Consider the following 12,840-nt stretch of genomic DNA (forward strand, 5'->3'; position numbering starts at 1 on the left):
TATAACAAACAAAACAGCACGTTTATGAAAACAAAATTACTTTTAATAGCAATACTTTTTTCAAGTTTTGCTTATTCGCAAACAACACTTACCTTAGGTACAGAGACGTCTTCTTCTGCTACTAGAGGTCCTTTTCAACGTTCTAGCAGCTCATCGAGTTCAGTGTATTCTCGTGCAAGTATGTTGTATTCAGCTACTGAATTGGCTTCGTTGCCATCTTCAGCAACCATATCTCAAATAAATTTTGATTTAGGTTCAACAAATATTATCACAGCTTCAGGTGATGCTACCATGACAGTTTATATGAAAAATTCTAGTGCAACAGAAGTCGTTGCTTTAGATAGTTCATGGGATGATGCTATAGCTGGTGCTACTATTGTTGGGACATATACATTTAATACAACTAACAATTTTCCTGGTGCAGAAGGCTTTATGAGCTTTGTTTTATCTTCAGGTTTTAACTATACAGGAGGCGCTTTAGAAATCGCTGTAGATTGGGATTGCTCTAATTTGATTCCTGCAGATCCAGGACAGCCTAATCTGTTGTTTTCTGATAACGGTTCATTAAATTGGCATTGGAGCCCCACAGCAAACCAATCTCTAAATTACAGAGCTGGTTCATCATCAGCACCAAGTACATTAAACCAAAGAAAAGCAGAACGTGTAAATACGCAAATTGTATATACAGGTGGTACTACACCTCCAGCAGTTGGTCAAGTAATTGGAGAGTTTCCTGAGATGGATGGTGGTATGGAAATGCAAACAGCTGATGATACCATGAGTTCTGCCGGAAGTTGTCAAATTGATACTGCTCAAACGGAATGGACGGTGTCTTCAACAGGAAACTCAGCCGTAAGAGAAATGACAGATGATGCATCATTGGCAAGAACGGGTACGTTTTCAGCTGCATGGGCTGTTAATCCAGGTTCTAATAATGTTCGTATGCAGTCGCCTTCACCGACAAATCCTACAATTCAAACAGATACAGAATATACTGTTCAATACTTTTACTCAGCACCAACAGATCCTGGTAATGATTTAGATGCAGGTATTTATTTAAATAATACGTCTAGTGGTGTTGCTGGAAACACAACGGATGTCACACCATTTGCTGCAAACACCTATACTAAAGCCTATAGAACTATAACAACGGGCTCTGTGTTTAATGCATCAAATTGGGCTGTTGCACGTCTTGATGGCGACGATAATGGATATACAGATACAGTACGTATAGATGATTTTGTAGTGTATTCAGGTGCTTATGACGATAGTGCTCCAAGTGACCCAACTAGTGGTACTTATGCAAATAATTCGGGTACAGCCACAATTGGATGGACTGCACCTGCAGGCGGTGTTGATGGCGGCGGCTATGTTGTTTTTAAATATACTACAATGCCAAATGCTGATAATGATCCGAATCAAAATGGCATTTATCAATTTGGAAGTACAACTACAAACGGTACCGATGGTCTTACAGGAACAGTCGTGTATATTGGGACTGATACTAACTTTACAGAGACGTATTCTGCAGGTAATTATTATAAGATTTATGCTGTTGATAAAGCATTTAACTATTCTGGTGAAATCGTGGTTTCTGATGCAACTTTAGGCTTAGCTGAGACTGATATTACTGATTTTAGAATGTATCCTAATCCTGCAAAAGAGTATGTTATAATTGAAGCTAATACTTTAGAAATAACTTCGATAGTGATGTACGATGTATTAGGAAAAAAGGTACTTTCCCAAGATAAATTAACAAATAACCGTATTGATGTGTCTGACTTAAATAATGGGATGTATTTTTTAAAGATTCAATCTAACGGAAACAGTATTACAAAAAAACTTATCATAGAGTAAGTAAGTTTAAATTGATGCTAAACAGGAAACTTTTGAAAAAAAAGTTTTCTGTTTTTGTATCTTAATGTTTTAAATACCAAATAATTAGTTATGAAAAAAATCATTTATCTATGTTTTATAACACTCCTTTGGTTAGGCTGTGAAGAAAAGTCAAATAAAAATTCTATTGTAGTTCATGATGCAGAAGAATTAAATCAGGCGATAACAAATTGTAAAGCAGGAGATGAAATTATTTTAAGTAATGGCGTTTGGAAAGATGTAGAAATTAAATTTACTGGTGAAGGCACTAAAGACAAGTCAATTACCTTAAAAGCAGAAACTGCTGGAAAAGTGTTTATTGAAGGAGAATCAAGTTTAGAAATTAGCGGAAATTACTTAGAAGTTAATGGTTTGTTTTTTAGAAACGGACATTCGCCAAAAGATAATGTTATTGCGTTTAGAACCAGTCAAAAAGACGTCGCTAACCATTCTAAAGTAACCAATTGTGTGATTTTAGATTTCAACAATTTAGAGCGCGATCAAGACAATCTTTGGGTGCAGCTTTACGGAAAGCATAACGAATTAAGTAACTGTTATATTGCTGGTAAGACCAATGGCGGACCAACAGTAAGAGTGGATTTAAAAGGAAACCAAAGTATAAGAAATTATCACAAAATAATTAATAATCACTTTGGTCCTAGACCACGAAAAGGTGGTGCAAGAGGTGAAACCATTCAGTTAGGAAGTAGTTTCACGTCTATGAGTCCGAGTAACACATTAATCGCAAATAATTTATTTGAGGAATGTAACGGCGAAGTTGAAATCATTTCAAGTAAAACCAATTTCAATATCATTAAAAACAATGTGTTTTACAAAAGTGAAGGCTCCGTAGTTACAAGACATGGTAACTATGTTGCTGTTGATGGCAACTATTTTATTGGCAATGGTGAAAACGATCAGTATGGTGGCATTAGAATTATCAATACTGGTCACTGGGTGACGAATAACCTGTTTTACAAAATAAAAGGCAAGAATTTTAGAAGTCCGATTGCAATTATGAACGGCATTCCAAAATCGCCTTTAAATAGATACAACCAAGTGACTGATGTTGTTGTGGCTTACAATACCTTTGTAGATTCCGATTCGCCATGGCAATTTGGTGTTGGTACAAATATATCACAGGCAGATGTATTGCCAGAGTCTGAAATTCGCTCAGCAAGAGCTTTAAGAACTGAAGTCGTCAATAACATTATTTATAATTCTGAAGGTGATCCAAACCCAATAATTGAGCATGATAAAGCTGATGGTGTCACCTTTGCGAGTAATATTATTGATAACAATGGTGTGCCATTCGAAAAACGTGAAGGTTTAACAGCTTTGGAATTAACGCTGACAGATATAGGCTCAGATCTACGTGTGCCTATTTCAGGATATAGTGATGTTGAAGTGTATAACGGTTTTGATTTTGAAACGATCACGGAAGACTTACTAGGAAACTCAAGAAGTAAATCCAATCAAATTGGAGCGATTTTAAAAGGAGACAACATCAATTTAGACCTCTTAGATAAATCAAAATATGGTGCAGATTGGTATTCAAATGAAGTTGAAGCTAAAGACCCTAAAACGCATACTGTTTCAAATGCTTCAGAATTAGTGGCTAAACTTAAAGAAGCCGAAAGTGGTGATATTATAGCTTTAAATGATGGTGTTTTTAAGATTTCAGAATCCTTAGTCATTGACAAAACGATCACTTTTCAATCCAATGGGAATTCAGAAATTAAATATGAAGGTGCAGCAAATACACCAGCATTTTCATTACAACCTTACGGAAAATTAACAGTTAAAAACATCAAGTTAAAAGGGAATAATACTAATTATGCCTTTGCGAGTTTAAAAAAGAATATGTCTAATCATTTTGGTTTAGAAGTTTTTGATGCTGAAATCAGTAATTTTAATTATGCATTAAGGGTTTATAAACAAGCCTTTTCTGAAGAAATCACATTCAAAAACACGTCTATTTCCGACTGTGAAAATGGGATTGAATTATCTGAAGAAACCAACGACAGAGGCGATTATAACACCGAGTATCTTACCATAGATAATTGTAATTTCAATAATGTCAAACAAAATGTCATCGATTATTATCGAGGTGGTTATGACGAGTCTACCATTGGAGGAAATCTTTTAATAACCAACAGCACCTTTACAAATTGCGGAGAAAATGAAAAAAACAAAAGGTTATTTAACCACAACGGAATTGTAAATGTGAACATCAATAACAACACCTTCAAAAACAATAAAGTAAAATTTGTCTCTATTCTTTGGGGCGCAAAAAATAATGTAGAATCAAATAATACAGTCATTAATTCAGGTGAAATTAAGACCGAAGAAAATTTAGTTATGACATTGATGTATTAATCTTAAGGCTATAAACAAATGAAGAAATCGCTATTTATTTTCCTTATTCTTTTAACAATATTGTCTTGTAAGGACGAAGCAAAAAAAACTGAAACTAACACTGAAGTTGAAACTGAAACAACTGTAAAATATCCAAGTGACGTTATTCCGTTTATGGACAAATGGAAAATACTTTTGGGTGATGGGACTTATGTAGACAGCTTAGTCAACTATCAAAAAGACGATTTCTTTTATGTTGAAAACGACGGTCAAACCGATTGGGTTGTCTACAAAACGCCAAATTCTGGAGTCACTTCTAGAACCTCTAGTAATACAAGAACTGAGTTAGGTGAAAAAGCACATTGGATTCCAGAAGAAGGCGGAAAGCTAACGGGAACACTCAAAGTGCAGCACGTGTCCACTACAGGACATGCCAATGTTTCATCCTCTTTTTCAGTAGTTATTGGGCAAATTCATAGTGACGAAGGTCATGAAAATGAACCGCTTAAAATCTTCTATAAAAAATTCCCAGGCCATACAAAAGGCTCTGTGTTTTGGAATTACGAAATCAATACTGAAGGTGATAATTCAGGACGATGGGATTATTCTACCGCAGTTTGGGGTTATGACTTTTCGGTTAAAGGACCAGATGAAACTACTAATCCTGAAGAGCCAAAAGATGGCATTGCTTTAGGTGAAGCGTTTAGTTATGAAGTAAATGTTCATAAAGGAATCATGTATTTAACGTTTACAAGTGAAGGTCATGACACAAAAACGTTTACTAAAAGTTTAATCAAATCAGATTTTTCTACACAAGAAGCAATTCCACAACAGATTATTGATGTGTATGCTTCCAGAAGAACACCAGGTGTAGAACGAGAAATTGCTTATGCTGGTGAGATTAATTATTTCAAACAAGGTGCTTATAATCAGGCTAACGGAAAGAGTACCAAGTCTGAAACCTATGGAGGCGATATTGCAAAGCAGTATGAAAATGGAAGTTATGCTGAGGTTTGGTTTAAAGAGGCGACGGTTGGTCCATCTACTGACCCCAATAAATGAAATAAGGAACATTGAATAAAGTCATATTTATAATGGGTGTTTCTGGTTGTGGTAAAAGTACCATCGGAACATTACTTGCTGAAGAATTAAAGATTCCTTTTTTTGATGGTGACGATTTTCATCCTAAGGAAAATATAAAAAAAATGGCAAGTGGTCAGCCTTTGAATGATGAGGATAGACAAGGTTGGCTGGAGACATTAAATACATTAGCGACACAGCAACTAGCTAAAAACAGTTGCGTTATTGTATGTTCTGCATTAAAACAAAAGTATCGTGATATATTAAGTTTAGATATTAAATCCAGAACAAAATGGGTGTTTTTGTCTGGGTCTTTTAATGAGATTTTTATAAGGGCAAATGCTAGGAAAGATCATTTTATGCCTTCGGAATTATTACAATCACAGTTTGATATTTTAGAAGAACCCGAAGGTGCCTTAAAGATTAATATTGAAGTAACACCAGAAAACATTGTAAAAAGGATAAAAAGCAAATTAATGAATACTTCAGAATTTGGATTGTTTGGCTTAGGTGTTATGGGAAAAAGCCTGTGCCGAAACTTAGCTAAGAACAGTTTTAAAATTGCTATGTTCAACAGGCATGTTGATGGTGTTGAAGTTGATGTGGCTAAAAACTTTAAAGCTGAGCATCCCGAATTATCTGAAGCTGCTGCTTTTGATAATATTTCAGCATTTGTAAATGCCTTAGAAACACCAAGAAAAATTATGCTCATGGTGAATGCAGGTAAAACAATCGATTACGTCATTGAAGATTTGCTACCTCATTTATCTGTTGGTGATATTTTAATTGATGGTGGAAATTCCAACTATAAAAAAACAAAAGAACGCTTCGAGTATTTAAAATCTAAAGGCATTCATTTTATAGGAACAGGTGTTTCTGGTGGTGAAGAAGGTGCTCTAAAAGGACCATCTATTATGCCAAGTGGAGATCAAGAAGCGTATAACAATGTGAAGCCTTTTCTGGAAAAAATTTCTGCAAAAGACCAAAATAACTTACCGTGTTGCACCTATGTTGGACCCGAAGGTAGTGGTCATTTTATTAAAATGGTACACAATGGTGTCGAGTATGTTGAAATGCAATTACTGGCTGAAGTTATCACTATTTTGGAAGCTTCGGGTCATAACTTAGATGCGATTGCTAACATTTTAGAAACCTGGAAAAACACGGCGAATAGCTATTTGTTAGAAATAACTATAGATATTTTAAGAACAAAAGAAGGTAATGATTGGCTGGTAAAAAAGATACTGGATAAGGCAGGAAATAAAGGCACAGGAAACTGGACAACTATTGCTTCAGCCGAATTGGGCGTACCGAGTACATTAATCGCTTCGGCGTTGTTTGCAAGATATACCTCATTTTATAAAGAGGAACGTATGCAGTTAGATGCTAATTTTAAAAGTGAAACCATTTCAGATGTACAGGTGTCTTCAACCGAAATTTTAGAAGCCTATCAGTTTGCAAGAATTATCAATCATTATCAAGGTTTTAAACTCATTGCTGAAGCTTCAGATAAATTCTCATGGAACTTAAATTTAAGTGAAATTGCTAGAATCTGGACAAACGGTTGCATCATAAGATCAACATTAATGGAAGCATTAGTTGAAGTCTTCAAAAAGACAACGAATATATTAACCGACTCGCAATTGATAGCATCAATAAAACACTACAAACCATCTGTTAAAAAGGTGGTGTCGCAATGTGTGCTTAATGATATTACAGCATCATGTCTGAGTGAATCTATTCAGTTTTTTAACGGAATGACAACTGTAGATTCTTCAGCAAATATCATTCAGGCGCAACGTGATTATTTTGGAGCGCATACATACAAAAGAAATGATGATGATGGCGTGAAAAGTCATCACACCATTTGGAATAAAACAAACTAATATTATGGAAACAACATCACCGAAGACATCGTTACTTAAAAAAATTATTGCCATAGTATTAGGGTTTGGTCCTGGTATTTTTGCCATAGGTTATACCATAGGTACAGGTAGTGTGACGTCTATGATTGTTGCAGGAAGCAAATTTAATATGCAACTGCTTTGGGTGCTTTTATTAAGTTGTATCTTCTCTGGTGTACTTATGTTTGCTTATGGAAACTACGGATTGATAACAGGTGAAACAGCACTCTACGGATTTAAAAAACACCTAAAATATGGTAAAGCTTTAGCCATATTAATCATTATAGGTATCACCTTTGGGCAATGGAATTCCTTAATGGGAATTCTGGGGATTTCTTCAAATATCATTTATGAAATCTTAAATGTAAACTTTGATGGTTTAGCAGATTATAAATATCAAACTGTTTTAATAACAGCCATGATCATCATCATTACATTCTACCTCTTAATGCTTGTTGGTAAGTACACGTTTTTTGAAAAAATACTGGTCATTTTTGTTACCTTAATGGGATTCTCATTTATACTTTCGTTGTGTTTTGTGCAACCACTTCCAATGGATGTTGTAAAAGGATTAATTCCAACCATCCCAGATGTTCCTGGTGGTAAAATGCTAGTAGCTGCTTTTGTTGGTACGACGATGGCTTCAGCTACCTTTTTATCCAGACCCTTATTTGTAAAAGGAAAAGGTTGGACGATTAAAAACTTAGATCAACAAAAAAAGGATTCTATTACAGCTGCGATTTTAATATTTATTATTAGTGGCGTCATTATGGCAGTCGCTGCAGGTGCTTTATATTATCAAGGTAAAGAGGTGAGTCAAGTACTAGATATGGCAAATACTTTAGAACCAGTAGCAGGTAAATGGGCGGTTACTATTTTCTTTTTTGGAGCGTTAAGTGCAGGTTTATCTTCTATTTTTCCGTGTTTATTAATAGCCCCTTTATTAATTGCCGATTACCAATCTGGAGAGTTAGATACCAATTCTAAACAATTCAGGATTATAACCTTTATCGCTTGTTTGGTGGCTTTAATTGGTCCAGCTTTTGGTGCCAATCCTATTGAAGTTCAAATTCTTTCTCAAGTATTTAATGTATTTGTATTGCCAGCCGTTGTATTAGGAATCATTTTAATGGTCAATAGTAAAAAAATAATGAAAAACTATAAAACAGGGTTGGGCGTTAACATCGGACTTTTTGCAGCACTGTTCTTTTCATTAGTCATTTCATATAACGGGATAGTTGCACTAACAGAATATTTCTAAAAAAATAAAACATAAAATTAAATAATACCACCATGAATAAAAAAACAAGCACAATAGCACTTTGTATTTTATGTGCCATTTTTACACTGAATAGCTGTAAGAATGCAGCTGAAAAGGTAGAAGAAACAACTGAAGGAAAAGAGACTGAAAAAACAGTATTTGCCAGTGATGTCATTCCGTTTTTTGATCATTGGAAATTAATTTTAGGTGATGGATCTAATGTTGGAATTGCCAATAACTTTGAAAACAAGGATTACTTTTATACAACTAACGATGGTAAAAATAATTGGGTGGTTTTTAAAACACCTAATGGAGGCAATACACATGGCACCTCAAATAATACAAGAACCGAATTAGCACAAACCAAAAAATGGTATCCTAAAACAGCAGATGATAAATTAACAGCAACCTTAAAAGTTATGAATGTATCTGCTACTGGAGATGCACGCGTTGCGGCTTCGCATGCGGTTGTTGTAGGACAAATTCATAGTGCAGATAAGCACGAAAATGAACCTTTAAAAATTTTCTACAAAAAATTTCCAGGTCATACCAAAGGCTCTGTGTTTTGGCATTATGAAATCAATACAGCTGGTGATGATAATTCAGGACGCTGGGATTTTTCTTCTGCAGTTTGGGGACATGATTTTTCAGTAGTTGGTGATACAGAAAACACCTATCCTGAAGAACCAAAAGATGGGATTGCTTTAGGTGAAGAATTTAGTTATGAAGTGGTAGTTAAGGATGGTATTATGACTTTGAAGTTTACAAGTGAAGGTCATGAAACCAAGACCTTTACTAAAAACTTAATTGAATCCGAATACACAACAAAAGCAGATATCCCAGAGCAAACGCAAAAACTATTTGTACCTATTGGTCAGGATGGTGTGGAACGGAAAGAAGCTTATGCAGGTGAAGGCTGTTTTTTTAAACTTGGTGCCTACAATCAAACCAATGGAAAATCACCAAAAGTAAATAGAAACTGGTGTTCTGGAGCTGAAACCCATGATGGTGATGTTCAAAAACAATATGCCGACGGAAATTACGCGGAAGTTTGGTTTAAAACGGGAAGTATTTCAGTAAGCGACAATGCTGTATCTAACGAAGGCTATTTTAGTAAAAATGATAAAGTAAAATAAATTAGAATAGAGATGATAAATAATAAACTTTCAGGAAAAAACATATTAATCACAGCAGGAGCACAAGGAATAGGCGAAGCCATTACCAAGCATTTTATAGATAGTGGCGCTAATGTTGCCATTCACTACTTTTCGAGTGCCGATACTGCCAATACCTTGGTTGATTACGCAACTAGTAAAGGACTAAAAGCAGTTGCCATTAGTGGTGATTTAACAAAAGAATCGGATGCAAATGCTTTAGTTGAAAAAACAGTGGAAACCTTGGGAAGCTTAGACATACTTATTAATAACGCAGGTTCATTGGTTGCTCGCAAAATGCTTAATGAATTAGAAGCTGACTTCTGGCATAAAGTTATGGATATAAACATGACATCTATGCAATTTGTAACGCGAGCTGCTGCTCCTTATTTGGCAAAAAATGGCAACAGTAGTATTGTTAATTTGGCATCACTTGCAGGACGAAAAGGCGGACATCCAGGTTCATTAGTGTATGCAACTAGTAAAGGAGCCATCCTAACTTATACGCGTGCACTTTCAACGGAACTTGGTCCAAAAGGGATCCGTGTTAATGCGGTTGCACCTGGTTTAATTTTAGGAACATCATTCCATAATACACACACAACAAAAGAATCTGCAGCCAAAACAATTGAAGGTATACCTATTAATCGCGCAGGAAATGCTGACGATGTTGCTAGAGCAGTTTTATATCTAGCATCTGAATATGATGGCTTTATTACAGGTGCAACGCTTGATATTAATGGTGGTGTGTACAATATGTAGTGTGGTACTGAATTATAATAAGGACAAAATCACAAATACATATTAAAGTTTTTCTATCTGTCAGAAATCAAAATAGAATAGATTTCAGTTAAATATCTATACTTTATTTGGAATTAAGCAAAAAAATCCCTTATATTGGTAAACCAATCTGGTAAACCAATTTATTTGTATGAAAAATCTATCATCATTTGTATTCATTTTAGTTGCTGTTTTAGCAACCACATTTTCATGTAAAGATGAGGTTACCTCTGATCCAGCTAATGAGAATCAAACAATTTCTGATGAACACCCAAAACTAATTTTGACTGCTCAAGGCGTCAACGATATTAGAGCTCAGTTAGGAACCATCCCAATTTTTGATAACACCTTAGCCAAGGTAAAAGAAGAAATAGATGCCGAAATTGAAGCAGGTATCGAAGTGCCAATTCCAAAAGATTATTCTGGTGGTTACACGCATGTACGACACAAACGTAATTGGGTCGTATTGCAAAAAGCAGGTGTATTATATCAAATTTTAGATGATGAAAAATATGCCAAATATGTCAAAGACATGTTAATGCAATATGAAGCTTTGTATAAAACTTTACCGCTTCATCCAAAAACAAGATCTTATGCTAGAGGTAAATTATTCTGGCAATGTTTAAATGATTCTAATTGGTTAGTGTATGTGAGTCAGGCCTACGATTGTATTTATAATTATTTGTCTGAAGAAGAGCGCAACAAATTAGAAACAAATCTGTTTAGACCATTCGCAGATCATATTTCAATTGATAGTCCGCAGTTTTATCAGAGAGTTCACAATCATAGTACCTGGGGAAATGCAGCAGTAGGTATGATTGGTTTAGTAATGGACGATCAGGAATTGATTGATCGTGCTTTATACGGCATTAAAGATTTAAAACTGGATGCTACAAAAAAAGATGATGATGGCGGATTTTTAAACAAAGATGGAAAAGCCGGTTTTTTAGCCAATATAGAAGAACCTTTTTCACCAGATGGCTATTATAATGAAGGACCATACTACCAACGCTACGCTATGTATCCTTTTTTAATTTTTGCAGAAGGTTTGCATAATGTAAAACCCGAATTAAAAATATTTGAATACAAAGAAGGCGTATTACTAAAATCAATAAATGCCTTATTGAACTTATCAGATGCCGATGGTGATTTTTTTCCGCTTAATGATGGTCAAAAAGGTATGTCATATTACAATAGCGCTTTAGTTACAGCAGTAGATATTTCATATCATTATGGAGACCAAGATCCTGGTTTATTAAGTATTGCCAAAGAGCAAAACCAAGTATTGTTAGACGATTCTGGTTTGGCTGTAGCTTTAGGTATTAAAAACGGAGAATCTAAACCCTTCACTAAAACATCTATCAACTTATCTGATGGACAAAATGGAACTCAAGGTGGCGTGGCTATTTTAAGGAACGAGAATATTGAGTTGGTGTTTAAGTATGCAGCACAAGGCTCTAGCCATGGTCATTATGATAAATTGTCCTATTCATTATATGAAAACGGAGAAGAGGTTATTCAAGATTATGGCTTAGCTCGTTTTGTAAATATCGAGCAAAAAGGAGGCGGAAATTACCTAAAGGAGAACAAAACTTGGGCAAAACAAACCATTGCGCATAACACCTTAATACAAAACGAAAACTCTCATTTTAATGCGAAATATGATATAGGAAGTCAGCATCATTCGGTACTACATTATTTTTCTTCAGAAAATGAAAATGTACAAGCAGCAAGTGCCAAAGAACCTAATGCCTATCCTGGAACAGAAATGCTTCGTACGATGGCTGTCATTAAAGATGAAGATTTTGAAAAGCCATACATGCTGGATATTATGAAGGTAACTTCGGCTTCAACGAACCAATATGATTTTCCTTTTTATTATTTCGGACAAGTATTACAAACTAATTTTGAATACAAGACAAAAGAAACTTTACAAGCTTTGGGGAGTAAAAATGGATATCAACATTTATATTTAGAAGCTAGAGCAAAAGCAAATAGTGATAATTCTAAATTTTCATGGTTCAACAATAATAAATTTTATACACTAACAACTGTAACTAATAATAATGATGAATTGTTATTCACAAGAATTGGTGCTAACGATCCTGAATTTAATTTACGTCGTGATCCAGCATTAATACTTAGAGCAAAAACTACAAAAAACAGAATATTTGTTTCTGTAATAGAAGCACATGGAAGTTATAGTCCAGTGACAGAATCTGCTAAGAACTCAAACAGTAATATCAAAAAATTAGATGTTGTTTTAGATACTGAAGATTATACTGCAATTTCTATCACCACTATAAACGATAATACTAAACTATTTATAACATCAAATACCAATGCTTCAAAAGAGGCAAAACATAACATAACAATCAACGATAAGAACTATGAGTGGTCGGGTTCTTATTATTTCAAATAAAACAAG

8 protein-coding genes are annotated in these 12,840 nt (G+C 34.7%); all 8 read left to right on the forward strand.

The window, feature by feature from the left end; all coding sequences use genetic code 11:
- Positions 1-24: 24 nt before the first annotated feature.
- The 8 genes from H7350_RS15310 to H7350_RS15345 all read left to right on the forward strand — a co-directional run bounded on the left by H7350_RS15310 (position 25) and on the right by H7350_RS15345 (position 12,834).
- Positions 25-1,857, forward strand: coding sequence for a T9SS type A sorting domain-containing protein (locus H7350_RS15310; protein WP_204346801.1), 1,833 nt, complete (start codon positions 25-27; stop codon positions 1,855-1,857).
- A 90-nt stretch (positions 1,858-1,947) separates the two neighbouring features.
- Complete coding sequence (locus tag H7350_RS15315; RefSeq protein WP_204346802.1) at positions 1,948-4,254, forward strand: chondroitinase-B domain-containing protein; 2,307 nt, start codon at positions 1,948-1,950, stop codon at positions 4,252-4,254.
- Between the two features lie 18 nt (positions 4,255-4,272).
- Positions 4,273-5,295 (forward strand): polysaccharide lyase family 7 protein, encoded by a 1,023-nt coding sequence (locus tag H7350_RS15320; RefSeq protein ID WP_204346803.1) that lies wholly within the window; start codon positions 4,273-4,275, stop codon positions 5,293-5,295.
- Between the two features lie 11 nt (positions 5,296-5,306).
- Positions 5,307-7,199 (forward strand): NADP-dependent phosphogluconate dehydrogenase, encoded by a 1,893-nt coding sequence (gene gndA / locus H7350_RS15325; protein WP_235989369.1) that lies wholly within the window; start codon positions 5,307-5,309, stop codon positions 7,197-7,199.
- A 4-nt stretch (positions 7,200-7,203) separates the two neighbouring features.
- The gene (locus H7350_RS15330) at positions 7,204-8,478 is read left to right on the forward strand and encodes an Nramp family divalent metal transporter (RefSeq protein WP_204346804.1); all 1,275 of its coding nucleotides are present in this window, start codon (positions 7,204-7,206) and stop codon (positions 8,476-8,478) included.
- Positions 8,479-8,510: 32 nt separating this feature from the next.
- The gene (locus H7350_RS15335) at positions 8,511-9,614 is read left to right on the forward strand and encodes a polysaccharide lyase family 7 protein (protein WP_204346805.1); all 1,104 of its coding nucleotides are present in this window, start codon (positions 8,511-8,513) and stop codon (positions 9,612-9,614) included.
- 12 nt (positions 9,615-9,626) lie between these two features.
- A complete protein-coding gene (locus tag H7350_RS15340) occupies positions 9,627-10,394 on the forward strand; it encodes an SDR family NAD(P)-dependent oxidoreductase (RefSeq protein WP_204346806.1) in 768 nt (255 codons plus the stop codon).
- A gap of 169 nt (positions 10,395-10,563) precedes the next feature.
- The gene (locus H7350_RS15345; protein WP_204346807.1) at positions 10,564-12,834 is read left to right on the forward strand and encodes an alginate lyase family protein; all 2,271 of its coding nucleotides are present in this window, start codon (positions 10,564-10,566) and stop codon (positions 12,832-12,834) included.
- Positions 12,835-12,840 lie beyond the last annotated feature (6 nt).

It is taken from the genome of Psychroserpens algicola (assembly GCF_014526325.1).
GTDB lineage: Bacteria > Bacteroidota > Bacteroidia > Flavobacteriales > Flavobacteriaceae > Psychroserpens > Psychroserpens algicola.